The organism is Acidimicrobiales bacterium (assembly GCA_035630295.1).
Lineage (GTDB): Bacteria > Actinomycetota > Acidimicrobiia > Acidimicrobiales > Iamiaceae > Iamia.
The window spans coordinates 50,713-75,825 of sequence record DASQKY010000001.1; the positions used below are offsets into that span (position 1 = coordinate 50,713).

Below are 25,113 nucleotides of genomic sequence, written 5' to 3' on the forward strand. Positions count from 1 at the left end.
TGCGTCGTCTCGTTTCGGGATACCGTCCGCGCCGTGGAGCCGTCGACCCCGCTGACCGACGAGGAGGCCATGGGCGTGGCCCTGGCCGAGGCCGAGGTCGCCGCGGCCCGGGGCGAGGTGCCGGTGGGGGCGGCGGTGGTCCTGGACGGCCGGGTGGTGGCCCGGCGGGGCAACGAGCGCGAGGCCTCCGGCGACCCCACCGCCCACGCCGAGGTGCTGGCCCTGCGGGACGCCGCCGCCGCGGTGGGCGACCGCCGCCTGCGGGAGGCCACCCTGGTGGCCACGCTGGAGCCCTGCCCGCTGTGCGCCGGGGCGGCGTGGGCGGCCCAGGTGGGCCGGATCGTGTTCGGGGCCGACGACCCCCGGGCCGGGGCCACCGGGTCGCTCTACAACGTGGCCGTGGACGTGCGCCTCAACCACACCTCGGAGGTCACGGCCGGGGTCCGGGCCGTCGAGTGCGCCGCCCTGCTCACCGCCTTCTTCGCTGCCCGGCGCTGACGCCGTCGCCCCGTCTCCTGGCCGGCCGCCGGGGGCGACCGGCTAACGTCTCCCGACGGAGGGTTGCCAGAGCGGACGAATGGGACGGTCTCGAAAACCGTTGTGGTGTCACAGCCACCGTGGGTTCAAATCCCACACCCTCCGCTCGAGACCCGGGTCCGCCCCGGGTCGCTCGTGAGGCCAGGGCCGCAGCCCGGGGCCCGGCTCCGCCGGTCACCCGCTGCGGCCCTCCTCGCGCCCCCGGCCGGGATCCCGCCGAACCCCCGCCGCGACGGGTTCGGCCGCCCGTAGCCTGGGCCGGCCATGCACCACGGACCGTCGATCCTCTGGGGGATGTCCCGCTCGGACCCGTCGTCCCTGAGCGGCGTCCACCTCGAGAAGGGCCTGGTGCGGCGCGTCTGGTCCTTCGCCCGGCCCTACCGGTCCCGGACGCTGGCCTTCCTGGCCATCATCGTGGTCGAGGCCCTGCTGGGCCTGGCCACCCCGCTGCTGATCCGCCAGATCGTGGACCACGCCCTCCCCCAGGGGGGCCGGCCCGCGGATGCCGACCTGCTCACCTGGTGCGCGGCCGGCATGGCCATCGCCGCCCTGGCCGGGGCGGCCCTGTCGCTGGTGGAGCGGGGCCTGTCGGCCACCATCGGCGAGGGCCTCATCTTCGACCTGCGGGCCGCGGTGTTCGACCACGTGCAGCGCATGCCCGTCGCCTTCTTCACCCGGACCCAGACCGGGGCCCTCGTCTCCCGGCTCAACAACGACGTCATCGGGGCCCAGCGGGCCGTCACCCAGACCCTGGGCTCGGTGGTGTCCAACGTGGTGGTGCTGGTCACCACCCTGACCGCCATGGCCGTGTTGGAGTGGCGGCTGACCCTGGTGTCGCTCCTGCTGCTGCCCCTGTTCGTGGTGCCGGCCAAGCGGGTGGGCCGCCGGCTCCAGTCCATCACCCGGGAGTCGTTCGACCTCAACGCCTCCATGAACACGACCATGACCGAGCGGTTCAACGTGTCGGGCGCCACCCTGGTGAAGCTGTTCGGCCGGGCCGAGGACGAGTCGGCCGGGTTCACCGAGCGAGCCGGGCGGGTGCGCGACATAGGGGTGCGCTCGGCCATGTACAGCCGCACCTTCCTGGTGGCCCTGACCCTGGTCGGGGCCCTGGGCACGGCGGTCATCTACCTGCTGGGCGGGCGGCTGGTGATCTCCGGCGCCATCACGCTGGGGACCCTGGTGGCCCTGGGCGCCTTCGTGGCCCAGATCTACGGGCCCCTCACCCAGCTCACCAACGCCCGGATCGACGTGATGAGCGCCTTCGTCTCCTTCGACCGGGTGTTCGAGGTGCTCGACGCCCCCCGGGCCGTCGATGACCGGCCCGGCGCCGTGGACCTGGTCGAGCCGGCCGGCCACGTCCGCTTCGACCACGTCGACTTCCGCTACCCGGCGGCCGCCGAGGTGTCGATCGCCTCCCTGGAGTCCGACGCCGGGGCTCCCCTCGGCCTGGAGGCCTCGCAGGAGGTCCTCCACGACGTCACCCTCGACGTCCCGCCGGGGTCCACGGTGGCGCTGGTCGGCCCCTCGGGGGCGGGCAAGACCAGCCTGGCCGGCCTGGTGCCCCGGCTCTACGACGTGACCGGCGGCGCGGTGAGGGTGGACGGCCTCGACGTGCGGGACCTGACCCAGCACTCGCTGCGGGCCGCCATCGGCGTGGTCACCCAGGACCCGCACCTGTTCCACGAGTCCATCGCCGCCAACCTCCGCTACGCCCGCCCCGGCGCCTCCGACGAGGAGCTGGTGGCGGCGTGCCGGGCGGCTCGCATCCACGGCACGGTGGCCGCCATGCCCGACGGCTACGCCACCGTGGTGGGCGAGCGCGGCTACCGCATGTCGGGGGGTGAGAAGCAACGGTTGGCCATCGCCCGCATGCTGCTGAAGGACCCTCGCATCGTCATCCTGGACGAGGCCACCAGCCACCTCGACACCGAGAACGAGGCGGCGGTGCAGGCCGCCCTGTCCGAGGCCCTGGATGGCCGCACCGCCCTGGTCATCGCCCACCGCCTCTCGACCATCGTCGACGCCGACCTCATCGTGGTGCTCGACCGGGGCCGTGTCGTCGAGCGGGGCGACCACGCCAGCCTGCTGGCCACCGACGGCCTCTACGCCGAGCTGTACCGCACCCTGCTGCGGGGCGAGCGGCTTCCCTCCTCGCCCGTGGTGGCGGCCGAGCCGGGACCAGCCGATCCGGAGCCCGCCGAGCCCCAGCTGTCCTGACCGGGAGCGGGCGGGCGCCGAACGGCCCGCCGCCGACCGGTCGCTCGATGCCCCCACTGGGCAAGGCCGTCGGGACGGCGCCGCCGGGCCAGCGGGGCGAGCGGCAGCGGGTGGTCGACGGGCCCCGGGCGGGCTCCTACGGTGCGGGTCGTGCAGGACGCCCTGTTCGGCTCCGACGCCGTCGTCGACCCCACCTGGACCGTCGCCGAGCTCACCCGCGCCATCGGCAAGGTCGTCGAGCAGGCCTTCCCGGGCGAGGTCTGGGTGCGGGGCGAGATCCGCGACCTGCCGCCCCCCGGTGACGCCCGCCGCACCCGCCCCCACCTCTACTTCGACCTGATCGAGCCGGGGCCGCCGGGGGCCCGCCCGGGGGCGGTGCTGCCCGTGGTGCTGTGGTCCACCGATCGCAAGCGGGTCAACGCCGAGCTGAGGCGCTCGGGCATCCGGGTCAGCGCCATGGACAGCGGCGTGGACGTGCGCATCCGGGGCCGGATCCGCTGGTGGGCGCCGGGGGGCCGGGTCCAGCTCCAGATGACCGGCATCGACCCCGAGTACACCCTGGGCCGGCTGGCCGCCGATCGGGCCGCGGTGGTGGCGGCCCTGGCCGCCGATGGCCTGCTCGACCGCAACGCCGCCCTGCCGCTGCCCCTGGTGCCGGAGCGGGTGGGGCTGGTGACCAGCCTGGGTAGCGCGGCCCACGCCGACGTGCGCCGGGTGCTGGAGACGGCGGGCCTGGCCCACCTCCTGGTCGAGGTGGACACGAGGACCCAGGGGCCCGACACCGTCACCACCGTGCCCCGGGCCCTGGCCGCGGCGGTGGCGGCCGGGGCCGAGCTGGTGCTGCTGGTGCGGGGGGGCGGATCGCGGGTGGAGCTGGCCTGGTTCGACGACGAGGCCGTGGCCCGGGCCGTGGCCACCTGCCCCGTCCCCGTGCTCACCGGCATCGGCCACGAGATCGACGACAGCGTGGCCGACCGGGTGGCCCACACCGCCTGCCCCACGCCCACGGCGGCCGCGGTCGAGGTGGTGGCGGCCGTGGCCCGGGCCCGGGACCGGGCCGAGGGGGCGTGGGCCGCCATCGGGGTCACCGCGCGCCGGGCGCTGGCCCAGCGCGTGGTGTCGCTGGCCACGACGGGGCGGCACACGGCCACCGTCACCGGCGCCACCCTCCGAGCCGCTGACGCCCACCTCCTCTCGGCCAGCCGGCGGGTGCACCGGGCCGGCCCCACGGCGCTGGCGGTGGCCGGGCGCCGCCTCGACGACGTGGCCGGGGCCGTGGGCCGCGACGCCCGGCGCGACCTGGCCGGGGCCGGGCGGCGCCTGGACGCCGCCGCCGGGGTGGTGGCGCGGCGAGCCGGGCCGGCCCTCGACCGACGCCACCGCGACCTCGAGGCGCGAGAGGCCCGGGTGCGGGCCTCGGACCCGGCGCTGGCCCTGGCCCGGGGCTGGTCCATCACCTACGGGCCGGGTGGGAGCCTGGTCCGCGACCCCGGCGCGCTGGCCCCGGGCGACGAGCTGCACACGGTGGTGGCGGCGGGGACGGTCCACAGCCGGGTGGAGCGGGCCGAGCCGGTGGCCACGGGCCGGGCGGCCGATGCCGGTGCGGGCGACCCCGATGGGGGAGGATCGACCGGTGCCTGACCCCGAGACCACCGACGCCGGACCCGAGCCGGCCAGCTACGCCGAGGCCACCGCGGAGCTGGAGGCCATCCTGGCCGAGATCGAGGACGACTCGGTGGACGTCGACGTCCTGACCCGGAAGGTGGCCCGGGCCGCCCTCCTCATCCGGTGGTGCCGGGGCCGGATCGACGGGGCCCGGGTCGACGTCGAGCGCATCGTGGCCGAGATCGATCCCGAGCCCTGAGGGGGGACGCACCGGGGCCGGTCGTTTGCCGGCCAGGGACCACGGGTACGGCTCGCACCATGGCGGCCCCCACCACGGCGGCGGCATCGCCTCCACGGTCCGCCGCGACCCCCTCCCCCGAACCACATCACGTCCTGGTCGCCACCGCCCTGGCCACCGGGCCGGAGGCACCGGCCCAGGCCCGTCAGGTCGTGCGTGACCTGCTGGCCCAGGGCCGACGGCCCGAGCTGTCGGACATGGCGTGCCTGCTCACCAGCGAGCTGGTGAGCAACGCGGTGGTCCACGGGGAGGGCAACCCGGTCGAGCTGGTGGTCGACCTCGACCAGCGCCGCCTCTCGGTCCAGGTGGGGGACGCCTCGGCCGGAGAGCCGGTCCCGGTCCTCGCCGGTCCCCTGTCCACCTCGGGCCGGGGCCTGGCCATGGTCGACCACCTGGCCGACTCCTGGGGCGTCACCCGGCGCCGGCGGGGCAAGTCGGTCTGGTTCGCCCTGGCCAACCCGGCCTGACCGCCCCCTGACCCCCCGGTCCCCGCCCCACCGGGCGCCGGGGCCGGTCCACACCCGTCCGGCCGGGTGCCAGACTCTCGGCCGACCCCTCCCTGGAGAGCCCTGTGCCCGACGAGATCCCCGGCGACGAGATCACCCTCACCCTCCCGGCAGCACCGGAGTTCGTCCGCATCGCGCGGCTGACCAGCGCCGGCCTGGCCACCCGGATCGGCATGGGCTACGACGAGGTCGAGGACCTGCGGATCGCGGTGGGCGAGGCGTGCTCGCTGCTCATCGGCGACGGCTCCCGGCCCGGCGCCCTGACCCTCACCTTCACCCTGGGGCCGGACACCGTCGCCGTCGACATCGCCGGTGGGCTGGCGGGACCGGGCCGGGCCACCGATCCCGACACGGAGCTGTCGGACCAGATCCTCGACGCCGTGGTCGACGACCACCGCGTCGACCTCACCGGCGACCGGGTCTGGATCGCCAAGCGCCACGGCGGGCCGGGGCCGGCGGGACCGGGGGACGGATGAGCCTGGACGGTGACGAGCGGGAGCACCTCCGCGAGCAGTTCCGGGAGTTCCAGCGCACGGGCGATCGGACCATCCGCGACGGGCTGATCGAGGCCCACCTGCGCCTGGCCGAGCACCTGGCCCGCCGGTTCAACAACCGGGGGGTCCCCCTGGAGGACCTCATCCAGGTGGCGTCCCTGGGCCTGGTCAAGGCGGTGGAGCGCTTCGAGCCGGAGCGGGGCCTGGAGTTCTCCACCTTCGCCACCCCCACCATCGTGGGCGAGCTCAAGCGCCACTTCCGCGACAAGGGCTGGGCCGTGCGGGTGCCGCGGCGGGTGCAGGAGCTCCACGTCGAGATCAACAGCCTGGTCGGCGCCCTGACCCAGCGGCTCGGCCGCTCGCCCACCATCGAGGAGTTGGCCCGGGCGTCGGGCACCTCCGAGGAGGAGGTCCTGGAGGCCATGGAGGCGGCCCAGGCCTACCGGTCGGCCTCGATCGACGCGCCGGCCGGCGGCGACGACTCCGGCCTGGGCCTGGCCGGCCAGCTCGGTGACGAGGATGCCAACCTGTTCGCGGCCGAGAACCGCATGCTGGTGGCCACGCTGGTCGACACGCTGCCCAAGCGGGAGCAGCTCATCATGCGGCTCCGGTTCTACGACGGCATGACCCAGTCCCAGATCGCCGAGCGCCTGGGCATCAGCCAGATGCACGTGTCGCGCCTCCTGGCTCGCAGCCTGGCCCAGTTGCGGGACCGGCTGGAGCACGAGGGCCTGGCCTGAGCCCCCGGCCCGTCAGCGGCCGGTCGAGCCGAAACCGCCGCTGTTCCGGTGGGATCCGGGGAGCGCCTCGCCCGGCGTGAACGTCGCCCGCTCGACGGCCTGGATGACCAGCTGGGCGATGCGGTCGCCCCGGCGCACCTGGTAGTCGTGGTCGGGGTCCAGGTTGACGAGCAGCACCTTCACCTCGTCGCGGTAGCCGCAGTCGATGAGGCCGGGCGTGTTGAGGCAGGTCACCCCGTGGCGCAGGGCCAGCCCGCTGCGAGGCTGCACGAACCCGGCGTGGCCGGCCGGCAGGGCCAGGGCGATGCCGGTGGGCACCAGGTCCCGGCCCCCCCCGGCGACCAGGAGCACGTCGTGCCGGGCGTGGAGGTCGGCGCCGGCATCGCCCTCGTGTGCGTAGGAGGGCAGCGGCAGGTCGGGGTCGAGGCGGATGACGGGCACGTGCAGCACCGGCGCATCTTGGCCGACCCGGCCCGGGCCGTCGACGGCCGACGCCACCAGGGCGCGCCGCCGGCACGTACGATCCCCCCCGTGCTGGTGTGGATGGACCTGGAGATGACGGGGCTCGACCCGGAGCGGTGCGCCATCGTCGAGATCGCCACCCTGGTCACCGACGACGACCTGACCGTGGTGGCCGAGGGTCCCGACCTGGTCATCCACCAGCCGCCGGAGGTGCTGGCCGGCATGGAGGCCGTGGTGCGGTCCATGCACACCCGCTCGGGCCTGCTGCCGGCCATCCAGGCCTCGACCACCACCCTGGAGCAGGCCGGCGCCGAGACCCTGGCCTTCATCAGGGAGCACGTGCCCGAGCGGCGCACCGTCCCCCTGTGCGGCAACTCCATCGGGACCGATCGCCGCTTCCTGGCTCGGTACCTGCCCGACATCGAGGGCTGGCTGCACTACCGCTCGGTGGACGTCTCCACCCTCAAGGAGCTGACCCGGCGCTGGTACCCGGGCCTGCTGGAGGAGACGCCCCGGAAGCAGACCAGCCACCGGGCCCTGGACGACATCCGGGAAAGCATCGACGAGCTGCGCTTCTACCGCCAGCGCATCTTCCGGGCCGAGGCCACGCCCAAGGCGCCATGAGGCCCGCCGGCCCGGCCGGCGGAAAATCGCTTGACGAGCCGCGACCGGTGCGGTTCGATGACCGGGCGCCCGGACCGCCCGGGCGCAGGCCCTTCCCGGCCCTTCCGAGCCCGAGGACCCCGATGCTGAACCGCAGCGACCAGGTCGAGCGCACCGCCGCCGCCGGTAGCACGCGCTCGTTCGCCGGGTACGCGCCGTCGGATGCCTCCGGTGCCGGGACCGTGTGGGGTCGCGTGTGGACCGCCATGCCGTCCATCGTGATCCCGACCACCAAGCGGCACGACCACAACCCTGCCCCATGGCCTGAGGAGGCGGTTCCCCGATAGGGAGCAGCCACTGAAACCTCCGAAGGCCGTCGGGATCTCCCGGCGGCCTTTCTGGTTTTCGGGCCCGGTCCCTCCCCTTCCCCACCCTTGCCTTCCCCCACCTCACCCGCCCCCACCACCCCACGACGACGACGACCGAGGAGAGACCAGTGACCGTGCTCGATGACCTGCAGGAGGCTGCGGAGGACCGCTCGTGGTGGGCCGATGCCCGCTGCGACGACGGGGCCGGCTCGCTCTCGGGCCTGTTCTTCTCCGAGGAGCTCCAGGACATCGCCGCCGCCAAGGGCATCTGCGCCCTGTGCCCGGTGATGGAGGAGTGCCTCGCCGGCGCCCTGGCCCGCCGGGAGCCGTGGGGCGTGTGGGGCGGCCAGCTGTTCCGCAACGGCCGCATCCTGGCCACCAAGCGCCGGCGGGGACGGCCCCCGAAGGTGGCCCGTCCCGAGGACGAGCTGCCCCAGGTGCCCGTCCCGGCCGCCCTGGCCGACGTCGTGGTCCGCCGCACGGCGTGACCCGGCCCGGGGCCGATCCGTCCGGTCCGACCGGCTGGATCGGCCCCCCGGGGTCGGTGCTAGGTTGCACCGGCCCCACCAGGGGTGCTGGTCCCGTGGTGCAGTTTGGAGTGCACGCCGGCCTGTCAAGCCGGAGGTCGCGGGTTCAAATCCCGTCGGGACCGCCACTGCCGTCGTCGCCACACCCGGCGGCAGCACGGCCGGATAGCTCAGTTGGCAGAGCGCACGCCTGAAAAGCGTGAGGTCACCGGATCGACGCCGGTTCCGGCCACCAGATCGAGCAGCCCCCGCCTCAGCGGGTGCGGCACACCCCGTCGGCCACCGCGGCGCCGGCCACGGCCGCCGCCACCAGCTCGACCACGGCCTTCTCGAACACGGAGGGCACGATGAGCTCGGGGCCGAGCTCGTCCTCCGGGACGGCGGAGGCGATGGCCTCGGCCGCCGCCACCTTCATGCCCTCGGTGATGGTGGTGGCCCCCGCGTCCAGGGCCCCCCGGAAGATGCCCGGGAAGGCCAGCACGTTGTTGATCTGGTTGGGGTAGTCGCTGCGGCCGGTGGCCATCACCGCCACCAGGCCGGCCGCCACCTCCGGCCGGATCTCCGGGTCGGGGTTGGCCATGGCGAAGACGATGGGGTCCGAGGCCATCTTCCGCAGGTCGTCGGCGTGGAGGAGGTCGGGGGCGGACACGCCGATGAACACGTCGGCCCCGGGCAGCACCTCGGACAGCGACCCCGACGCCCCGTTGGGGTTGGTGAGCTCGGCGAAGGCCCGCTTGGCCGAGTTCAGGTCCTGGCGCTCGCGGGTGACGGCGCCCTTGCTGTCGCAGCCGATGACGTCGCGCACCCCGGCGGCCATGAGGATCTTGGCGATGGCCACCCCGGCGGCGCCGGCGCCGGAGATCACCACCCGGAGCTCGTCCATGTGCTTGCCGACGATCTTGAGCGAGTTCTCCAGGGCGGCCAGGGTCACCACCGCGGTGCCGTGCTGGTCGTCGTGGAAGACGGGGATGTCGAGCCGCTCGCGGAGCCGCTCCTCGACCTCGAAGCAGGCCGGGGCGGCGATGTCCTCCAGGTTGATGCCGCCGTAGACGGGGGCGATGCGGACCACCGTCTCGACGATGGCGTCGACCTTGGCCTCGGGCGTGGTGGCATCGGTGGTGTCGATGCAGACCGGGAAGGCGTCGACGTCGGCGAAGCTCTTGAACAGGAGGGCCTTGCCCTCCATCACCGGCAGCGAGGCCTCGGGGCCGATGTCGCCCAGGCCCAGCACCGCGGTGCCGTCGGTGACGATGGCGACGGTGTTCTTCTTGATGGTGAGCTCGTGGGCCAGGTGGGGCTCGGTGGCGATGGCGGTGCAGATGCGGGCCACCCCCGGCGTGTAGGCCATGGAGAGGTCGTCGCGGTCGTTGACCTCGACGGTGGCCAGCACGTGGATCTTGCCGCCGGCGTGCATCTCGAAGGTGCGGTCGGCGAAGTCCAGGATCTCGACGCCCTCGAGCCGGGTGAGGGCCTCGCGCACCTTCTCGATGTGGGCGGCGTCGCTGCAGTTGACCACCACGTCCTCGTCGAGGACGGGGCCCTTGGCCTCGAAGCCGTGGAGCCCGACGATGTTGGCGCCGATCTCCCCCAGCGCCACCGACAGCCGACCCAGGGCGCCGGGCACGTTGGGCAGCCGGACGCGGAGGCGCACGGAGTAGGCAGCGGTGGGCGTCGACATCGACGGCCACGGTACCGGAGCGCCCCGGACCGGGGGAATCGCCTGCGCCCCCCGGGCCGTTCTGAGGCGCCAGCGCACACCCCCACGTTCGGAGCCGCCTCAGAAGCGTCGGCCCCGGGCCGCTCCGCGGTTCTGAGGCGCCCCGGCTCACCCCACTGCGCGCTGGCGCCTCAGAACGGACATGGACCCGACCTACCCTTCGGCCGTGACCCTCGAGCCCCCGGCCCCGCCGCCGTCCGTGTTCGGGCACGCCGGGGTCGAGGGGTTCGAGCAGGTCACGTTCTTCCACGACGCCGCCTCGGGGCTGAGGGCCGTGGTGGCCATCCACTCGACCGTGCTGGGGCCGGCCATCGGCGGCACCCGCTTCCTCCCCTACGCCACCGAGGCCCAGGCGGTGGCCGACGTGTGCCGGCTGGCCCGGGGCATGACCTACAAGCACGCCGTGTCGGGCCTCGACGCCGGCGGGGGCAAGGCGGTGATCATCGGCGATCCCCGGGCCCAGCCGCGCCAGGACCTCATCCGGGCCTACGCCCGCTTCCTCCACGGCCTGGCCGGGCGCTACCTCACCGCCGAGGACGTGGGCACCACCCAGGCCGACATGGACCTCATCCGGGGTGAGACGCCGTACGTCACCGGGACCAGCGAGTCGCTGGGCGGCTCGGGCGACCCCTCGCCGGCCACGGCCTGGGGCGTGCGGCGGGCCCTCGACGCGGTGGGCGAGCGGGCCTGGGGCTCGGCCGAGGTGGCCGGGCGCCACGTGGTGGTGTCGGGGGTGGGCAAGGTCGGCGCCGCCCTGGTCGACCACCTGGTGGCCGACGGGGCCCGGGTCACGGTGGCCGACGTGCGGGCCGAGGCGGTGGCCGCGGTCCGGGCCCGTCACCCGGGGGTGGCGGTGGTCGACCCGGACCGGGCCCACGCCACCGAGTGCGACGTGTTCAGCCCCTGCGCCCTGGGCGCGGTCCTCAGCGAGGCCACCATCCCGGAACTACGCTGCCTCGCAGTGTGCGGATCGGCCAACAACCAGCTGGCAACGATGGCAGATGGGCCCCGCTTGGCCGCTCGGGGTGTCCTCTACGCCCCTGACTACGTGGCCAATGCCGGCGGAGTGATCAACATCGCCGAGGAGCGCCACCCGTCCGGGGCCCCGTACGACCGAGCCCGGGCCCTCGCCCGGGTGGCCGGCATCGCCGACACCCTCCGCGACGTGTTCGCCCGGGCCGAGGCCGACGGCACCACGCCGGCCGAGGCCGCCGACCGCCGGGCCGAGGAACGCATCGCCGCCGCGGCCGCGCTCCCCCACCCCCCGGCCCACCGATCCCATGGGGGACCGACCGCCCCGTGACCTGACCGAGGAGCCGCCATGGCCCGCGCCCTGCACGCCCCCAGCACCGAGGACCTGTCCCGTCTGCACCTGCACGACCGGCACACCGCCCTGGGGCTGGACGCCGGCGACCTGCTCGGGATGTACCGCACCGTCCTGCTGGCCCGGCTCCTCGACCAGAAGATCTGGAGCCTCAACCGCATGGGCAAGGCGCCCTTCGTGGTGTCGGGGCAGGGCCAGGAGGGCGCCCAGGTCGGCTCGGCCTGGGCCCTGCGGGGCGGCGACGACGTCGTCCTGCCCTACTACCGCGACATCGGGGTGGTGCTGACCCTGGGGATGTCGGCCGCCGAGGTGCTGCTGGCCGTCTTCGCCCGGGCCGCCGACCCCAGCTCGGGGGGCCGGCAGATGCCCAACCACTGGGGCAGCGCCCGGCTGGGCCTCATCACCGGCTCGTCGCCCATCGCCACCCAGCTCCCCCACGCCGCCGGGCTGGCCTACGCGGCCCGGCTCCGCCACCAGGACCAGGTGGTCGTCTCGTACTTCGGTGAGGGGGCCACCTCCAAGGGCGACTTCCACGAGGCCCTCAACTTCGCCGGCATCCACTCCCTGCCCTGCGTGTTCGTGTGCGAGAACAACGGCTACGCCATCTCCGTCCCCGTGGCCCGGGAGTCGGCCGTCGACAACGTGGCCGACCGGGCCCACGGCTACGGCTTCGGCGGGATCATCGTGGACGGCAACGACCCCCTCGACGTCTACGCCGCCACCCACCAGGCCGTGCGGCGGGCCCGGGCCGGCGAGGGCCCGACCCTGCTCGAGTGCAAGACCTACCGCTACAAGGCCCACACCTCCGACGACGACGACCGCAGCTACCGCACCGCCGAGGAGGTCGAGGCCTGGCAGAAGAAGGACCCCCTCCGCCGCATCCGCCAGTACCTGATCGAGCAACGCCTCCTGCCCGAGGCCGACGAGGTGCGCATCGAGGCCGAGCTGCGGGCCGAGGTGGACGAGGCCGCCCGCCGGGCCGAGGCCATGCCCTTCCCCGAGCCGGCCACGGCCTGGACCCGGGTGTTCGCCCGGCCCCTGCGCCCCCTGCCCGGCGCCCCCGACGGCGGCGACCCACCGGTGGCCACCGCGCCCGAGGTGGCCGTGGCCGACGCCGGGCCCACCACCGAGCGGAACGTGGTCGACGCCATCCGCCAGGCCCAGCACGACCTCCTGGCCGGCGACGAGCGGGTGGTGGTGCTGGGCGAGGACGTGGGCCCCCGGGGCGGCGTCTTCCGGGCCACCGAGGGGCTGGCCGCCTCCTTCGGCGCGGCCCGGGTCTTCGACACCCCGCTGGCCGAGTCGTCCATCGTGGGCATCGGCATCGGCCTGGCCCTGGCCGGGCTGCGGCCCATCTGCGAGATCCAGTTCGCCGACTTCATCCACTCGGCCTACGACCAGATCGCCAGCGAGGCGGCCCGCATCCACTACCGGTCGAACGGCGACTTCCACGTGCCCCTGGTGATCCGGGCCCCGTGGGGCGGGGGCGTGCACGGCGCCCTCTACCACTCGCAGTCCATCGAGGCGACCTACGCCCACGTGCCGGGGCTCAAGGTGGTGGCCCCGTCCACCCCGGCCGATGTGGCCGGCCTGCTGCGGGAGGCGGTGGCCGACCCCGACCCGGTCCTGTTCCTGGAGCACAAGCGGAGCTACCGGCTGGTCAAGGGCCCGGTGCCCGACGACCCGGGGTGGCGGGTCCCCATCGGCGTGGCCACCGTGGCCCGGCCCGGCACCGACGCCACCGTGGTCGCCTACGGGATGCTCCGCCACCTGGCCGTGGAGGCCGCCGACGCGCTGGCCGCGGCCGGCGAGGGGAACGTCGAGGTGGTCGACCTGCGCACCATCTCGCCCCTGGACGCCGACACGGTGCTGGCCTCGGTGACCCGTACCGGCCGCTGCCTGGTGGTCCACGAGGACAACCTCAGCTTCGGGGTGGGGGCCGAGGTGGCCGCGCTGGTGGCCGAGCACGCCTTCTTCGACCTCGACGCCCCGGTGCGCCGGCTGGCCACCGCCGATGTCCCGGCCTTCCCCTTCGCCCCGCCCCTGGAGGAGGCCCTGTCCGTCGACGCGGCCCGCATCGCCACCGAGATGCGCGCCCTCCTGGCCGTGTGACCCCCTCCCCCCCGGCGGCGGGGCGTGGATCCGGCGCGAGGATGACCAGGTCCCCGCCCGGTTCGGGGGGACCGAGCCCTGAGCCCGCCAGGCGTGGAATCATGGACCCCATGGCACGAGCGACGGTGAGCCACGGCGAGGCCCGGGCGGACATCGAGGAGGGCGAACGGGTCCGCATCGGGCGCAGCTCGGTGTGCGACATCCAGGTCGGATCGGGCGCCGACGGGGGGCCCGAGGACCTGGGCGTGAGCCGCACCGCGGCCACCGTCTCCATGCAGGACGGGCGCCTGTGGGTCCGCAACGACTCGGCCAGCCAGCCCGTGTACCTGGTGCCCGAGACCGGCCCCACCCGGGTGCTGGAGAACCAGGACGAGATCGCCTCGCTGCCCATCGACCGGGTCACCGTGCAGTTCCGGGGCCGCATCCGCACCCACGACGTGCAGGTCGAGCTGGAGATGGCCGCCCCCCTGGGCGACACCCGGCCCATCCCCACCGACGGTCCGGCCACCCAGTACCTGCTGGAGTTCACCAACGCCGAGCGCCGCATCCTCACCGCCCTGTGCGAGCCGCTGCTGACGGCCCGGGGCGACCAGGCCCGGCCCGCCTCCTACGCCCAGGCCGCCGAGCGGTTGTTCCTGTCCCGCAGCCGGGTCGAGAACTGCATCGCCGACCTGGTCAAGAAGTACGCCTCGGCCGGCGTGCCGGGCCTGGAGGGCCCGGAGGCCAAGGACAACCTGTGCCGCTACGCCGTGCGCTCCGGCTCCATCAGCGCCGCCGACCTCGACCTCATCGCCTGACCACCCCGCTCCGGTGGCCGGCCGGTCGCCGAGGGCCCCTGGGTCGGCCCGGCCCCCCGGGCGTGGGGCCGCTAATCTGACGCCGCGCCAGATGTTGGTGCGGAGGTGCCCATGCTCGACCACGTGATCACCGGTGGGACCGTGGTCGACGGCACCGGCGCCCCGGGCCGGGTGGCCGACGTGGGCATCCGGGACGGGCGGATCACGACCGTGGCCGAGCCGGGCGCCCTGGCCGGGGAGGGGACCGAGACCCTCGACGCCGACGGCCTGGTGGTGGCCCCCGGCATCATCGACCCCCACACCCACTACGACGCCCAGATCTTCTGGGACCCGCACGTCTCCCCGTCGAACGTCCACGGCGTCACCAGCGTCATCAGCGGCAACTGCGGCTTCACCCTGGCCCCCCTCCGGGCCGAGGACGCGGCCTACACCCGGGAGATGATGGCCAGCGTCGAGGGGATGTCGGTGGCCGCCCTGGAGGAGGGCGTGCCCTGGGACTGGCACACCTTCGGCGACTACCTCGACCGGCTGGAGGGCCGGGTCGGGGTGAACATCGGCTTCCTGGTCGGCCACTGCGCCCTGCGGCGCTACGTGATGGGCGAGGCCGCGGTGGGCCAGGAGGCCACCGGCGGCCAGGTGGCCGAGATGCGCCGCGTCCTGGCCGAGTCGCTGGCCGCCGGGGGGCTGGGCTTGTCCACCACCCTGAGCCGCACCCACTCCGACGGCGACGACCGGCCGGTGGCGTCGCGGTGGTCGACGCCCGAGGAGCTGCTGGCCCTGTGCCAGGAGGTCGGCGCCCACGAGGGCACCACCCTCGAGGCCATGACCGACGGCTGCCTCGATCGCTTCAGCGACGACGAGATCGACCTGTTCGCCTCCATGACCGCCATCGCTCGCCGGCCGCTCAACTGGAACGTGCTGACCATCGACTCCCGGGAGCCGGGGCGCATCCCCCGCCAGCTCGGCGCCAGCGACGTCGCCGCGTCGCGGGGCGGGCGCATCGTGGCCCTCACCCTGCCGGTGCAGGTGCCCATGAACATGAGCTTCCTCACCCACTGCGGGCTGTTCCTCATCCCCGGCTGGGGCGAGGTCCTGCGCCTGCCGGTGCCCGAGCGCATGGCCCGCCTGCAGGAGCCCGAGACCCAGGCCTTCCTGCTGGAACGGGCCACCTCCGACGAGGCCGGGGTGTTCAAGCGCCTGGCCGCCTTCGGCGACTACGTCATCGGCGACACCTACTCCGACGCCAACGAGGGCCTGAAGGGCCGCCGGGTGGCCGACGTCGCCGCCGAGCGGGGGGCCGACCCGTTCGCCACCCTGATCGACATCGTGGTGGCCGACGAGCTGCGCACCGTGCTGTGGCCCATCCCCCCCGACGGCGACGACGCCTCGTGGGAGCTGCGCCGCCGGGTCTGGGAGGACGACCGGGCCATGCTGGGCGGCTCCGATGCCGGTGCCCACCTGGACCGCATGTGCGGGGCGCCGTTCCCCACCCGCTTCCTGGCCGACACCCTCCGGGGCCGGCGGCTCGTGTCCCTGGAGCGGGCCGTCCAGCTCATGACCCAGGTGCCGGCCGAGCTGTTCGGGCTGCGCGATCGGGGGGTGCTGCGGGAGGGGGCCCACGCCGATGTCCTGGTGTTCGACCCCGAGACGGTGGGGGCCGAGCACGCCACCCTGGTCCACGACCTGCCCGGCCGCTCGCCCCGCCTCACCGCCGGCGCCCGCGGCGTGCGCCGGGTCTACGTGAACGGCGTGGTGGCCGTGGAGGACGACCGGGCCACCGGCGCGCTGGGCGGCACCGTCCTGCGCAGCGGCCGCCACACCGCCACCGTCGCCACCCGCTGACCGGACCGGCCCCTCAGGCCAGGTCGCGCTCGTAGGGGAAGCCGAGGTCGGGGGCGGTGACCAGGGCCCGGAGGGGGACGCCGGCCTCGACGGCCAGGGCCTCGACGGTGCCGCCCCGGTCGACCACCGGCACCAGCAGCACCGGCTCGGCCCCCACGGACCGGATGACCTCGACCGCCTCCAGCATCGACACCCCCCGGGTGACGGCGTCCTCGGTGACGGCCACCCGGTCACCGGGGCCCAGCGCCCCGGCCACCCGGCCCCCCATGCCGTGGCCCTTGGCCTCCTTGCGCACCGTGAACGCCTTCAGCATGCGACCCCGGGTGGCGGCGACGCCGGCGGTGGCGTAGGCCGCGGCGTCGGCCCCCACGGTCAGGCCCCCCAGGGCGGTCACGTCGTCGGGCAGCACGGCCAGCAGGGCATCGGCCACCAGCAACATCCCCTCCGGCGAACAGGTGGTCTGCTTGGCGTCGATGAACCACTCCGACCGGCGGCCCGACTTCAGGGTGAAGTCCCCCCGCTGCACGCTGTGGGCCAGGACGTGGTCCCGCAGGGCCGGGAACGGGCAGGGCGGGGGGGCGGGGTCGGTGGGGGCGCCGTCGGTCATGGCTCCGACAGTACGGCCCCCCGGCCGGGGCGGCCGGTGTCACAGCACCCTTCTGAGCGGCCGGCGCGGCCTCCCGGCGCCGATGGCGGCGTGGCCTCGACCGGCATCGCCGTGTCATGCTCGGGGGCCGCGTGAAGGGGCTCGCGCCGTCCCGATCGCACCCGAGGAGAGGGCCATGCCAGATCCCGTCGCCCCCACTGCGGCACTCCCCCGAGCCGTCGAGGCCGTCCGGTGACCCGGGTCGTCGCCGTGGCCAACCAGAAGGGGGGCGTGGCCAAGACCACCACGGTCCACAGCCTGGGCGTGGCCCTGGCCGAGGCCGGGCGCTCGGTCCTGCTGGTCGACCTCGACCCCCAGGCCTCGCTCACGTGGGCCTGCGGCATCGACCCCGACGTGCTGGAGCGGTCGATGCACGAGGTGCTGCTGCGCCGGACGAAGGCGGCCGACGCGGTGGTGGGCACGGCGGTCCAGGGCCTGTCGGTGCTGCCCTCGACCATCGACCTGGCCGGGGCCGAGATGCACCTGCTGACCAAGACGGGCCGCGAGTACGTGCTGCGCAAGGCCCTCGACCGGTTGGTGGCCGACTACGACGTGGTGCTCATCGACTGCCCCCCGTCGCTCGGCATCCTCACCATCAACGGCCTCACCGCCGCCGGGGAGGTGCTCATCCCCCTCCAGTGCGAGGCGCTGGGCCAGCGGGGCGTGACCCAGCTGATGGACACCATCGACGACGTCCGGGCCTACACCAACCGCGACCTGGTGGTGCGGGGCGTGATCGCCACCATGTTCGACGGGCGCACCAGGCTGGCCCGCCAGGTCGTCGAGGAGGTGCGGAGCGTCCACGGGCTGGAGGTCTTCGACCCCCCGGTGCCCAAGTCGGTCAAGGTGGCCGAGGCGCCGGCCCGGGGCCGCTCGGTGCTCGAGCACGCCCCGGGGTCGAAGGGCGCGGTGGCCTACCGGGAGCTGGCCGAGCGGATCTTCGGGGCCAAGGGCAAGCGCAGGAAGAAGGACGACCGATGACCGATGACCGGCGACCGACCGGGGGCGACGCCGCCGGGCCCGTGGCCCGGGGCCGGCGCCGCAACCTCGACCCCCAGGGCCGCCGGGCCCTGTTCGAGATGCCGGTCGAGGCCGCCCGCGACACCATCCGCAGCGGTGACGCCAAGGAGGGCAAGGACGCCCTCTACTCCACCGGCCCCCGCCAGGCCGGCTCGGTGGTGGTCGAGTGCTCCGGCTGCTCGGTCCGCACCCGCATCTCCCTCACCGACGTGGCCATGCGCCTGGCCACCGCCTCGCTGTGGGTGCCCGGGCGGCACCACGGCCACTGGATGCGCTGCCCGGCCTGCGAGCGCCGCCGCTGGTGCGCCATCGCCTGGACCGACTGACCCTCCAGGCTGATCAGGAGGTGTAGCGGACGGTGCCGTGGCCCCGCTCGACCTGGCCTATCTCCACCGCTCGGTGGCCCGAGGCCCGGAGCACGTCGAGGGCCCGGTACAGGTCCTCGCGGGGGATGACGGCCACCATGCCCAGGCCCAGGTTGAACACCTGGCGCATCTCGTCGTCGCTGATCTCGCCCAGTCGCTGGATCTCCCCGAAGATGCGCGGCGCCTCCCAGGTGCCCTCGTCGACCACGGCGTCGCAGCCCTTGGGCAACGAGCGGGGCAGGTTGCCGGGCAGGCCGCCCCCGGTGACGTGGGCCAGGGCGTGCACGTCGACGGCGTCCAGCAGGGCCCGCACCGCCGGGGCGTAGACCACCGACGGCTCCAGCAGCTCGTCGGCCAGGGAGTGGCGGGCCCCCTCGTAGGCCGGGGCCCGGAGGTCGCGGCCGGCCCGCTCCAGCAGCACCCGGCGGGCCAACGAGTAGCCGTTGGACCGCAGGCCGGGGGACGGCAGGCCGACCAGCACGTCACCGGGGTGGACGCGGTCGGGGCCGAGCATGAGGTCGCGCTCGACCACGCCCACGGCGAAGCCGACCAGGTCGAACTCGCCGGGCTCCATGGACCCGGGGTGCTCGGCCATCTCACCGCCGATGAGGGCGCACCCGGCCTGGCGGCAGCCCTCGGCCACGCCCTCCACCAGCTGCTCGATGTGGTCGGGGTCGAGGTGGCCGACGGCGATGTAGTCCAGGAAGAACAGGGGCTCGGCCCCGGCGCAGACGATGTCGTCCACGCACATGGCCACCAGGTCGACGCCGATGGTGTCGAAGCGGTCGGCGGCCTGGGCCACCAGGGCCTTGGTGCCCACCCCGTCGGTGGAGGAGACCAGGACCGGGTGCCGGTAGCGGTGGCCGGCGAAGGAGAACAGCCCGCCGAAGCCACCGATGTCGCCGATGACCTCGGGCCGGAAGGTGGAGCGCACCTTGGCCTTGATGCGCTCGACGGCTTCCTCGCCGGCGGCGATGTCGACGCCGGCGTCCTTGTAGGTCTCTCCGCTCATGTCCGGTGGGCTCCGTGGGTCAGCTGGGGCGGCGGGCGTCGTCGGCGGGCAGGAGCGACGGCTGGTCGAGCACGGCGGCGGCGGCCAACGTGGTGGGCCGCTCGACGCGGGTGGCGTCGCCGCCCTCCAGCACGCCCTTGGTCAGCTCGACCGGCACCTCGATCGGGTACGTGCCGGTGAAGCAGGCGGCGCAGAAGCCGGCGGGGGCGGCCCCGGTGGAGGCCAGCAGCCGGTCGATGTCGATGTAGGCCAGGCTGTCGACGCCCAGGAACTCGCGGATGCCCTCGACGCTCAGCTTGGCCGCCAGCAGCTCCTTGGTGTCGCCGAAGTCCATGCCGTAGAAGCAGGGCCAGCGCACCGGGGGGGAGGTGAGCCGCAGGTGGACCTCGCGGGCCCCGGCCTCCCGCAGCATGCCGACCAGCTGGTGCTGGGTGGTGCCCCGGACGATGGAGTCGTCGACCACCACGATGCGGCGACCCTCGATGTTCTCCCGCAGCGGGTTGAACTTCATGCGCACCGCCAGGGCCCGCATCTCCTGGGTGGGGGCGATGAACGTGCGCCCGATGTAGCGGTTCTTGACCAGGCCCTGGCCGAAGGGGATGCCGCTGCGGCGGGCGTAGCCCTCGGCCGCCGGCACCCCGCTCTCGGGCACCCCCATGACCATGTCGGCCTCGACCGGGGCCTGCTCGGCCAGGGCCTCCCCCTGGCGGACGCGGGCGTGGTGGACGCTCTGGCCGTAGAGCCGGGCGTCGGGCCGGGCGAAGTACACGAACTCGAACAGGCACAGGCGGGGGTCGATGCGCTCGGGGGGGAAGGGCGACAGCGACCGGGGCGCCTGGCCCGACTCCAGCACCACCACCTCTCCGGCCTCGACCTCGCGCACCATGGTGGCGCCCACGATGTCGAGGGCCGGGCTCTCCGAGGCCACCACCCAGCCCTGGTCGCCCCGGCGACCCAGGCACAGGGGGCGCAGGCCGTTGGGGTCGCGCACGGCGTAGACCCGGTGGGTGTCCATGATGACGAACGAGAAGGCCCCCTCCAGGCGGGGCAGGACGGCCACGATGGCCCGCTCCAGGGCCTCGGGCGAGTCCGGCTGGCCCGAGGTGGCCAGCTCGTGGGCGATGAGCTCGGCCACCAGGTCGCTGTCGCTGCTCACGACGCCGGGGAGCATGCCGTGCTCCTCGGCCAGGCGGGCGGTGTTGGTCAGGTTGCCGTTGTGGCCCAGGGCAAGCTGGTGCTCGCCCACGTTGCGGTACACCGGCTGGGCGTTGCCCCAGGTGCTCGACCCGGTGGTCGAGTAGCGGGTGTGGCCGATGGCCAGGTGGCCGGTGAGGGGGGCCAGGGTGCGGTCGTCGAACACGTTGGACACCAGGCCCATGTCGCGCACGACGGTGACGTGCTCGCCGTCGCTGACGGCCATGCCGGCCGACTCCTGGCCCCGATGCTGGAGGGCGTAGAGCCCCAGGTAGGTCAGGTGGGCGACGGGGTCGTCGGTGCTGATCACACCGAAGACGCCGCACGCCTCCTTCGGCGAGTCGTCGAAGGGGTCGCGCACGGGTCCCATCATCGCACCCGGGGGGCCCGGTCCCTCACTTGCGGTCAGGCCGACGCCGCGGGGGCGTCGAGGGCGTCGGGCAGGCGGTCGCGCCAGGCGGCCGTGGCCTCGGCCAGGTCCAGGTCGACGAGGCCGTCGACCACGATGCGATCTCCCCCGGCCCGGCCCAGCTCGGCCAGCGGCACCCCGGCCTCGGCCGCCGCCGCCCGCACCGCGCCCAGGCGGTCGGGGGCCACGCCCAGCACCACCCGGCCCGGCGCCTCGGCCAGGAGGGCGGCGGGGCCGTCGACCCCGGAGCACCGGGCACCCACGCCGGAGCGGACCGCCATCTCGGCCAGGGCCGCACCCAGCCCGCCGGCGGCCACGTCGTGGACGCCGGAGACGGCACCGTCACCGACCAGGGACCGCACCAGGGCGGCCAGTCGGGTGACGGCCCCCAGGTCGAGGGGATCGAGGGTCCCGCCCCGGAGGCCCCGGGCCGCGGCCCAGGCCGAGCCGGCCAGCGACCGGGCGGCGGGCTCCCCGGCCACGACCACGTGGTGGCCCTCGACCAGGCCCACCCCGGGGGGCCGGCGGTCGAGCCGGTCGACCACGCCGAGGAGGCCGATCACCGGCGTGGGGTCGATGTCGACCCCGGCGGTCTCGTTGTAGAGGCTGACGTTGCCGCCGACCACGGGCAGGCCCAGGGCCCGGCAGGCCTCGGCCATGCCGTCGACGGCCTCGGAGAGCTGCCACATGACCTCGGGGTGCTCCGGGTTGCCGAAGTTGAGGCAGTTGACCACGGCCACCGGCCGGGCCCCGACGCAGGCCAGGTTGACCACCGACTCGGCCACCGTGGCCGCCGTGCCCAGGCGGGGGTCCACCGCGCACCACAGGTGGTTGCCGTCGGTGGTGAGGGCGAGGCCCCGACCGGTGTCGACCCCGGTGGTGGGGTGCTTGAGGCGCAGGACGGCGGCGTCGCCCCCCGGGGCCTCGACGGTGTTGAGGAAGAGCTGGTGGTCGTACTGGCGGTAGACCCAGCTGGTGTCGCACAGGCCGTCGCGGACGACGGCCGTGCACTCGGCCGGGTCGGGGGCACCGGGGTCGTCGGCCGCTCGGGCGGCCTGGTCGGCCGGTGCGGCCCGGGGCCGGTCGTAGAGGGGGGCGGCGTCGTGGAGGCTGGAGGCCGGCACGTCGGCCAGCACCTCGCCGTCGGGGCCGTCGAGGATGCGGAGCCGGCCGCCGGAGGTGACCCGGCCGATGACGGTGGCCTGCACCTCCCACCGGCCGCACAGGCGCAGGACCTCGTCGAGGCCGTCGGGGGTGACGATGGCCAGCATCCGCTCCTGGCTCTCGCTGGTCAGCACCTCGAAGGGCTCCATGCCCTCCTCGCGCCGGGGCACGGCGGCGACGTCGACGTCCATGCCCACGCCGCCGCGGGAGGCGGTCTCGCTGGTGGCGCAGGTGAGGCCGGCGCCGCCCAGGTCCTGGATGCCGACCACCAGGCCGGCGTCCAGCAGGGTCAGGCACGCCTCGATGAGCCGCTTCTCCTCGAAGGGGTCGCCGACCTGCACCGAGGGCCGCTTGTCCTCGCTGCCCTCGTCGAAGCCGGCCGAGGCCAGCACGCTCACCCCGCCGATGCCGTCGCGGCCGGTGGACGAGCCCAGCAGGACGGCCAGGTTGCCCTCGCCGGTGGCCGCCCCCAGGACCAGCCGCTCGGTGGGCAGGATGCCCAGGCACAGCACGTTGACCAGCGGGTTTCCCTGGTAGCAGGGGTCGAAGACCACCTCGCCGCCCACGTTGGGCACGCCGACGGAGTTGCCGTAGGACGAGATGCCCGACACCACGCCCTCGGCCACCCACCGGCTGCGGGCGTCGTCGAGGGGGCCGAAGCGGAGGGGGTCCATGATGGCGATGGGGCGGGCCCCCATGGTGAAGATGTCCCGGAGGATGCCGCCCACGCCGGTGGCCGCCCCCTGGGCCGGCTCGATGAACGACGGGTGGTTGTGGCTCTCGATGCGGATGGCGGCGGCGATCCCGTCGCCCACGTCGACCACGCCGGCGTTCTCGCCCGGCCCCACCAGCACGTCCTCGCCCTCGGTGGGGAGGCGCTTGAGGTGCAGGCGCGACGACTTGTAGGAGCAGTGCTCGGACCACATCACCGCGTACATGGCCAGCTCGAGGTGGTTGGGCGCCCGGCCGAGGATGTCGGCGATGTCCGCCGCCTCGGCGTCGGTGAGCCCGAGGGCCCGGTGGATCGGCGGATCCTCGCTCGCGGTCACGTGGCAGGACCCTACCGCCGGCGTGGGCCGGCATCGTCACCCGGGCGCCGCCTTCGCCGCAGCCCGGGCCCCGGGGCGCCCGGACTCACGGCCACGACGCCACCCCACTCAGCTCTCACTGGCCGACTTGTGGGGCGTGACAGTGACGATACGAGACATGGTCGGCTGCGGGGAGTAGTCTCAAATGCAGGGATTAGAGGGGTGGAAGTCCACAGTTCCCGAACGAGGTGAACGGTTTACATGCCACCGAAGAAGTCAGCACGCAAGGCGGCGACCAAGCGGACGATGTCCGACAGCCACAAAGAGGCGATCAAGGAAGGTCGGGTGCAGGCCAAGGCGGTGGCCGACTACCTCGAAGCGCTCACCGCCAACAAGCCGAAGCGGGGCCGTCAACGCACCCCTGATTCCATCAAGGCCCGCATCGAGGCCATCGACGCCACCGTCGAGGACACCGATCCCCTCACGCAGTTGAACCTGCGCCAGGAGCGCGAGGACCTCCAGGCCGAGCTGGCCAGCAAGCAGGCCAGCAACGACATCAGCGCCCTGGAAGAGGCGTTCATCACCCATGCCGGCGCCTACACCGCCCGCAAGGGCATCAGCTACGGCGTCTGGCGGACGTCAGGGGTTCCGGCTGCCGTCCTGAAGAAGGCCGGCATCAGCCGCAGCGCCTGATCACCTCGTCACCCGGGGGCGGGTCGGTCGGACCGGCCCGCCTCCGGCGCGCCTAGGCGGCGCTGCGGGCCTGGGCCCGGGCGAGGAGCGACCGCAGCAGCGGGAGCCCGTCGGTGGAGCCCAGCAGCTCGTCGGAGGCCCGCTCCGGGTGGGGCATCAGGCCCACCACGTTGCCGGCCTCGTCGCTGACCCCGGCGATGTCACCCATGGACCCGTTGGGGTTGTTGACGTAACGGAGCACGATCTGATCGTTGTCACGCAGCCGCTCGAAGGTCGACCCATCACACGTGTAGGCGCCCTCGAAGTGGTTGATCGGCACCCGGAGGATCGCCCCGGCATCGACTGACGCGGTGAGGGCCGAGCGGGTGGACACCACCTCCAGCTCGACGGTGGTGCACAGGAAGCGGAGGCCCTCGTTCTTGCGAAGGGCACCGGGCAGCAGGCCGGCTTCGGTGAGCACCTGGAAGCCGTTGCAGATGCCGACCACCGGGCCCCCGTCCCGGGCGAAGTCGGCCACGGCCGAGATCACCGGCGAGAAGCGGGCGATGGCCCCCGGTCGCAGGTAGTCGCCGTGGGCGAAGCCGCCGGGGACGACGACGGCGTCGACGTCGCCCAGGCTGCGGTCGCCGTGCCACACCAGCCGGCCCTGGGCACCGAGGCGCTCGACCGCCTCGATCACGTCGGCTTCGCAGTTGGACCCCGGGAACTGGACGACCCCGACGACGGTCATGCCGGGGCGCCCACGCTGATCGTCACCGTGCTGTCCTCGATCACCGGGTTGGTGAGGAAGCGGGCGCACATGTCGTCGACCTCGGTCCGGGCGTCGGCCTCGGACGGGGCCTCGAGCTGGAACCGGATGGCCTTGCCGACCCGGACGCCGGAGACCCCGGCGAAGCCGAGCGCCGGCAGCGACCGCTCGATGGTCTGGCCCTGCGGGTCGGCCACGCCCGAGCGGGGGCTGACCTCCACGAGCACGTCGAAGCGCATGCCGGCCATCGTGGCACACCCATGAGCCGGCGCAGGACTCCCGGGCCCACCCCTCCCGGGGAGCCGGGTGGGCTTCCCACCGCTACCGTTGGCCGATGGCGCGGCGCGGCATCGAGCTCCGTCACCTGTGGGGCTGCCACCCGCTGTGGGACGTGGGCCGGGAGCGCGACGTGGACCCCGCCGCCCTCGGCCTGCCCCGCTCCGTGGTCGACCGCCTCGGCGCCTGGGCCGCCCGCTGGGACTCCACCTTCGGCATGGACCAGCCCGACAAGCGCAAGGTGGAGCAGTTCGTGATCGACGAGCTGGGCCGGGACGGGGCCCGCCTGTGGCGGGCCCTGCTCGGCCTCCTCGACCCCCAGGACCACGAGGTGACCTACCTCCACGAGGGCGTCACCTACCGCCGGGTCGAGGACCTCCCCCCGGAGTGGCGCTTCGGCTGACCG

General features: G+C 74.5%; 25 protein-coding genes and 3 tRNA genes. 20 read left to right on the plus strand and 8 right to left on the minus strand.

Annotated features, from left to right (window positions below; all coding sequences use genetic code 11):
* Window positions 1-33 precede the first annotated feature (33 nt).
* The 8 genes from VEW93_00270 to VEW93_00305 all read left to right on the plus strand — a co-directional run bounded on the left by VEW93_00270 (window position 34) and on the right by VEW93_00305 (window position 6,400).
* Window positions 34-498 (plus strand): nucleoside deaminase, encoded by a 465-nt coding sequence (locus VEW93_00270; protein HYI60219.1) that lies wholly within the window; start codon window positions 34-36, stop codon window positions 496-498.
* A gap of 57 nt (window positions 499-555) precedes the next feature.
* Window positions 556-642: transfer RNA gene (locus VEW93_00275), tRNA-Ser, on the plus strand.
* A 159-nt stretch (window positions 643-801) separates the two neighbouring features.
* A complete protein-coding gene (locus VEW93_00280; protein HYI60220.1) occupies window positions 802-2,757 on the plus strand; it encodes an ABC transporter ATP-binding protein in 1,956 nt (651 codons plus the stop codon).
* A gap of 150 nt (window positions 2,758-2,907) precedes the next feature.
* Window positions 2,908-4,398 carry an exodeoxyribonuclease VII large subunit gene (gene xseA / locus VEW93_00285; protein ID HYI60221.1) on the plus strand — a complete coding sequence of 497 codons (1,491 nt, stop codon included), beginning with the start codon at window positions 2,908-2,910 and terminating at the stop codon, window positions 4,396-4,398.
* Window positions 4,391-4,621, plus strand: a complete 231-nt coding sequence (gene xseB, locus VEW93_00290) for an exodeoxyribonuclease VII small subunit (GenBank protein HYI60222.1) — start codon at window positions 4,391-4,393, stop codon at window positions 4,619-4,621. The genes xseA and xseB overlap by 8 nt, the downstream gene beginning before the upstream one ends.
* A gap of 59 nt (window positions 4,622-4,680) precedes the next feature.
* Window positions 4,681-5,127: an ATP-binding protein gene (locus tag VEW93_00295; protein HYI60223.1), complete on the plus strand. Its 447-nt coding sequence runs from the start codon at window positions 4,681-4,683 to the stop codon at window positions 5,125-5,127.
* A gap of 104 nt (window positions 5,128-5,231) precedes the next feature.
* Complete coding sequence (locus VEW93_00300) at window positions 5,232-5,642, plus strand: hypothetical protein (protein HYI60224.1); 411 nt, start codon at window positions 5,232-5,234, stop codon at window positions 5,640-5,642.
* The gene (locus VEW93_00305) at window positions 5,639-6,400 is read left to right on the plus strand and encodes a SigB/SigF/SigG family RNA polymerase sigma factor (protein ID HYI60225.1); all 762 of its coding nucleotides are present in this window, start codon (window positions 5,639-5,641) and stop codon (window positions 6,398-6,400) included. Before VEW93_00300 ends, VEW93_00305 begins: the two co-directional genes overlap by 4 nt.
* 12 nt (window positions 6,401-6,412) lie before the next feature.
* On the opposite strand, the gene dut is transcribed toward VEW93_00305, so the two are convergent.
* A complete protein-coding gene (gene dut, locus VEW93_00310; protein HYI60226.1) occupies window positions 6,413-6,850 on the minus strand; it encodes a dUTP diphosphatase in 438 nt (145 codons plus the stop codon).
* An 81-nt stretch (window positions 6,851-6,931) separates the two neighbouring features.
* On the opposite strand from dut, the gene orn reads away from it, so the two are divergent.
* From orn to VEW93_00330, 4 genes are all read left to right on the plus strand, one after another.
* Window positions 6,932-7,486, plus strand: coding sequence for an oligoribonuclease (gene orn / locus VEW93_00315; protein HYI60227.1), 555 nt, complete (start codon window positions 6,932-6,934; stop codon window positions 7,484-7,486).
* A gap of 475 nt (window positions 7,487-7,961) precedes the next feature.
* Complete coding sequence (locus VEW93_00320) at window positions 7,962-8,321, plus strand: WhiB family transcriptional regulator (protein HYI60228.1); 360 nt, start codon at window positions 7,962-7,964, stop codon at window positions 8,319-8,321.
* An 89-nt stretch (window positions 8,322-8,410) separates the two neighbouring features.
* Window positions 8,411-8,488, plus strand: a tRNA-Asp gene (locus VEW93_00325).
* Window positions 8,489-8,519: 31 nt separating this feature from the next.
* Window positions 8,520-8,595 (plus strand) — tRNA-Phe (locus VEW93_00330).
* A gap of 18 nt (window positions 8,596-8,613) precedes the next feature.
* Here the strand turns inward: VEW93_00330 and VEW93_00335 are convergent.
* Window positions 8,614-10,038, minus strand: coding sequence for an NAD-dependent malic enzyme (locus VEW93_00335; GenBank protein HYI60229.1), 1,425 nt, complete (start codon window positions 10,036-10,038; stop codon window positions 8,614-8,616).
* A gap of 205 nt (window positions 10,039-10,243) precedes the next feature.
* On the opposite strand from VEW93_00335, the gene VEW93_00340 reads away from it, so the two are divergent.
* From VEW93_00340 to VEW93_00355, 4 genes are all read left to right on the plus strand, one after another.
* On the plus strand, window positions 10,244-11,380 hold the full coding sequence (locus tag VEW93_00340) for a Glu/Leu/Phe/Val dehydrogenase dimerization domain-containing protein (GenBank protein ID HYI60230.1): 1,137 nt from the start codon (window positions 10,244-10,246) through the stop codon (window positions 11,378-11,380).
* Between the two features lie 18 nt (window positions 11,381-11,398).
* Window positions 11,399-13,513, plus strand: coding sequence for a thiamine pyrophosphate-dependent enzyme (locus VEW93_00345; GenBank protein ID HYI60231.1), 2,115 nt, complete (start codon window positions 11,399-11,401; stop codon window positions 13,511-13,513).
* A 110-nt stretch (window positions 13,514-13,623) separates the two neighbouring features.
* Window positions 13,624-14,310: an FHA domain-containing protein gene (locus VEW93_00350; GenBank protein ID HYI60232.1), complete on the plus strand. Its 687-nt coding sequence runs from the start codon at window positions 13,624-13,626 to the stop codon at window positions 14,308-14,310.
* A gap of 111 nt (window positions 14,311-14,421) precedes the next feature.
* A complete protein-coding gene (locus VEW93_00355) occupies window positions 14,422-16,152 on the plus strand; it encodes an amidohydrolase family protein (protein ID HYI60233.1) in 1,731 nt (576 codons plus the stop codon).
* Window positions 16,153-16,165: 13 nt separating this feature from the next.
* Here VEW93_00355 and pyrE read toward each other — a convergent pair whose 3' ends face one another.
* Entirely contained in the window at window positions 16,166-16,759 is a 594-nt protein-coding gene (pyrE, locus tag VEW93_00360; protein HYI60234.1) for an orotate phosphoribosyltransferase, read from the minus strand.
* A gap of 231 nt (window positions 16,760-16,990) precedes the next feature.
* Between pyrE and VEW93_00365 the strand changes: the two genes are divergently transcribed.
* Both VEW93_00365 and VEW93_00370 read left to right on the plus strand, forming a co-directional pair.
* Window positions 16,991-17,779, plus strand: coding sequence for an AAA family ATPase (locus VEW93_00365; protein HYI60235.1), 789 nt, complete (start codon window positions 16,991-16,993; stop codon window positions 17,777-17,779).
* A complete protein-coding gene (locus VEW93_00370) occupies window positions 17,776-18,144 on the plus strand; it encodes a hypothetical protein (GenBank protein HYI60236.1) in 369 nt (122 codons plus the stop codon). The genes VEW93_00365 and VEW93_00370 overlap by 4 nt, the downstream gene beginning before the upstream one ends.
* A gap of 13 nt (window positions 18,145-18,157) precedes the next feature.
* Here VEW93_00370 and purM read toward each other — a convergent pair whose 3' ends face one another.
* The 3 genes from purM to purL are packed head-to-tail and all read right to left on the minus strand — an operon-like array spanning window position 18,158 to window position 23,011.
* On the minus strand, window positions 18,158-19,195 hold the full coding sequence (purM, locus tag VEW93_00375; GenBank protein HYI60237.1) for a phosphoribosylformylglycinamidine cyclo-ligase: 1,038 nt from the start codon (window positions 19,193-19,195) through the stop codon (window positions 18,158-18,160).
* A 19-nt stretch (window positions 19,196-19,214) separates the two neighbouring features.
* Window positions 19,215-20,750, minus strand: a complete 1,536-nt coding sequence (purF, locus tag VEW93_00380) for an amidophosphoribosyltransferase (protein HYI60238.1) — start codon at window positions 20,748-20,750, stop codon at window positions 19,215-19,217.
* Window positions 20,751-20,794: 44 nt separating this feature from the next.
* Window positions 20,795-23,011, minus strand: coding sequence for a phosphoribosylformylglycinamidine synthase subunit PurL (purL, locus tag VEW93_00385; GenBank protein ID HYI60239.1), 2,217 nt, complete (start codon window positions 23,009-23,011; stop codon window positions 20,795-20,797).
* A 285-nt stretch (window positions 23,012-23,296) separates the two neighbouring features.
* Between purL and VEW93_00390 the strand changes: the two genes are divergently transcribed.
* Window positions 23,297-23,683: a hypothetical protein gene (locus tag VEW93_00390; protein HYI60240.1), complete on the plus strand. Its 387-nt coding sequence runs from the start codon at window positions 23,297-23,299 to the stop codon at window positions 23,681-23,683.
* Window positions 23,684-23,735: 52 nt separating this feature from the next.
* On the opposite strand, the gene purQ is transcribed toward VEW93_00390, so the two are convergent.
* Together purQ and purS are read right to left on the minus strand one after the other, a co-directional pair.
* Window positions 23,736-24,413, minus strand: a complete 678-nt coding sequence (gene purQ / locus VEW93_00395; protein ID HYI60241.1) for a phosphoribosylformylglycinamidine synthase subunit PurQ — start codon at window positions 24,411-24,413, stop codon at window positions 23,736-23,738.
* Entirely contained in the window at window positions 24,410-24,670 is a 261-nt protein-coding gene (gene purS / locus VEW93_00400) for a phosphoribosylformylglycinamidine synthase subunit PurS (protein HYI60242.1), read from the minus strand. Before purS ends, purQ begins: the two co-directional genes overlap by 4 nt.
* 95 nt (window positions 24,671-24,765) lie before the next feature.
* On the opposite strand from purS, the gene VEW93_00405 reads away from it, so the two are divergent.
* Window positions 24,766-25,110 carry a hypothetical protein gene (locus VEW93_00405; protein ID HYI60243.1) on the plus strand — a complete coding sequence of 115 codons (345 nt, stop codon included), beginning with the start codon at window positions 24,766-24,768 and terminating at the stop codon, window positions 25,108-25,110.
* The last annotated feature ends 3 nt before the right edge of the window (window positions 25,111-25,113 follow it).

Coding starts and splice junctions, on each gene's coding strand:
- VEW93_00345 (HYI60231.1), top strand. CDS start 11,399: ATGGCCCGCGCCCTGCACGCCCCCAGCACCGAGGACCTGTCCCGTCTG.
- VEW93_00370 (HYI60236.1), top strand. CDS start 17,776: ATGACCGATGACCGGCGACCGACCGGGGGCGACGCCGCCGGGCCCGTG.
- purQ (HYI60241.1), bottom strand. CDS start 24,413: ATGACCGTCGTCGGGGTCGTCCAGTTCCCGGGGTCCAACTGCGAAGCC.
- VEW93_00390 (HYI60240.1), top strand. CDS start 23,297: ATGTCCGACAGCCACAAAGAGGCGATCAAGGAAGGTCGGGTGCAGGCC.
- VEW93_00355 (HYI60233.1), top strand. CDS start 14,422: ATGCTCGACCACGTGATCACCGGTGGGACCGTGGTCGACGGCACCGGC.
- pyrE (HYI60234.1), bottom strand. CDS start 16,759: ATGACCGACGGCGCCCCCACCGACCCCGCCCCCCCGCCCTGCCCGTTC.
- purS (HYI60242.1), bottom strand. CDS start 24,670: ATGCGCTTCGACGTGCTCGTGGAGGTCAGCCCCCGCTCGGGCGTGGCC.
- VEW93_00335 (HYI60229.1), bottom strand. CDS start 10,038: ATGTCGACGCCCACCGCTGCCTACTCCGTGCGCCTCCGCGTCCGGCTG.
- VEW93_00295 (HYI60223.1), top strand. CDS start 4,681: ATGGCGGCCCCCACCACGGCGGCGGCATCGCCTCCACGGTCCGCCGCG.
- purM (HYI60237.1), bottom strand. CDS start 19,195: ATGAGCGGAGAGACCTACAAGGACGCCGGCGTCGACATCGCCGCCGGC.
- VEW93_00405 (HYI60243.1), top strand. CDS start 24,766: ATGGCGCGGCGCGGCATCGAGCTCCGTCACCTGTGGGGCTGCCACCCG.
- VEW93_00350 (HYI60232.1), top strand. CDS start 13,624: ATGGCACGAGCGACGGTGAGCCACGGCGAGGCCCGGGCGGACATCGAG.
- VEW93_00305 (HYI60225.1), top strand. CDS start 5,639: ATGAGCCTGGACGGTGACGAGCGGGAGCACCTCCGCGAGCAGTTCCGG.
- VEW93_00280 (HYI60220.1), top strand. CDS start 802: ATGCACCACGGACCGTCGATCCTCTGGGGGATGTCCCGCTCGGACCCG.